The organism is Streptomyces sp. NPDC059909 (assembly GCF_042730885.1).
Taxonomy (GTDB): Bacteria; Actinomycetota; Actinomycetes; order Streptomycetales; family Streptomycetaceae; genus Streptomyces.
Map to the genome: position 1 here is coordinate 326 of NZ_JBHWKX010000210.1, position 1403 is coordinate 1728.

The window sequence follows — 1403 nt, forward strand, 5'->3', positions numbered from 1 at the left end:
GTACTCGTTCTTCCACTGGACGCTGACCCCCTGGGCGATCTACGGCGTGGTCGGCCTCTCGCTCGCGTACACCACCTTCCGGCTCGGGCGCGGCAACCGGATCAGCGCCGTCTTCGTCCCGCTCATCGGGGAGCGGCGGGCCAACGGCGTCGTCGGCCGGCTGCTCGACCTGCTCGCCGTCTTCGCCACCGTCTTCGGCACGGCCACCAGCCTCGGCATCGGCGCCCTGCAGATCGCCACCGGCCTCCAGCTGACGGCGGGCGTCGAGAACACCACCGGGCTCCAGCTGCTGATCATCGTGGTGCTCGGCGCGGCCTTCGTCGTCTCCGCCTTCACCGGGCTGCACGGCGGCGTGAAGTGGCTCAGCTCGGTCAACCTGGTGATGGCCGCCCTGCTGATGCTCTTCATCTTCCTCGTCGGCCCGACCGTCTACATCCTCGACGCCATCCCCTCCAGCGTCGGCGGCTACTTCAACGAGCTGATCTCGATGGCCACCCGCACCGGCGCCTTCACGGACAGCGAGTGGCTCGGCCAGTGGACGATCTTCTACTGGGCGTGGTGGCTGTCCTGGGCGCCGTTCGTCGGGACCTTCATCGCCCGCATCTCCAAGGGGCGTTCCATCCGCGAGTTCCTCCTCGCCGTGCTGCTGATCCCCTCCGGCGCCTCCGCCGTGTGGTTCTGCGTGCTCGGCGGGACCGGCATCCGGCTGGACGAGACGGGCGTGGTCGACATGGCCGAGAAGGAGTCGGAGGGCACCGAGGCGACGCTCTTCTCGATGCTGGACGCACTGCCGCTGCCCGAGGTGACGGCATGGTTCGCGATGGTCCTCATCATGATGTACTTCATCACCAGCGCCGACTCCGCCTCCCTCGTGATGGGCTCGCTCACCAGCCGGGGCGCCCTGCACCCGCGCGCCTGGCTCAACGTCACCTGGGGCGTGCTGATGGCCGCCGTGGGCGCCGCGCTGCTCATCGCCGGCGGCCTCTACTCCCTCCCGTCGGCCACCCTCCTCGTCGCCCTCCCCTTCGTCGTCGTCATGCTGGGCCTGTGCTGGGCCACCGTCCGCGAACTGCGGGAGGACCCCACCGCGGGGCCCCGCCGCCACCAGGCCCTGCACGGCCTGCGCGACGCGGTCCGCCGGATGATCGGCGAGGCCATGTCGGAGGGCCGGGTCGACACCACCGCCCACCCCCGCCTGCGTCGCGCGGCCCGCAGCCGCGCCCAGGGCGACGACGGCCGGAGCGAGGCGGCCCCGTCCGACGGCGGGAACCGGGGCCAGGACCCCGGCCAGGAACCGGACCACAAGGAGTAGGCCGCGCCCGCCGGGTGAAGGGGGCCCGGCCGGAAAGGACCACGCCATGCGGCGCTACATCCTCACGGGCACCCCCGGAGCGGGCAAGACC

The 1403-nt window shown here is 71.8% G+C and carries 1 protein-coding gene; it reads left to right on the top strand.

Translation table 11 applies throughout. The features are described 5' to 3' along the window. A partial coding sequence (locus ACFV9O_RS40260) for a BCCT family transporter (protein WP_385428029.1) occupies positions 1 to 1312 on the top strand: 1312 nt, incomplete at its 5' end. Between the last annotated feature and the right edge of the window lie 91 nt (positions 1313 to 1403).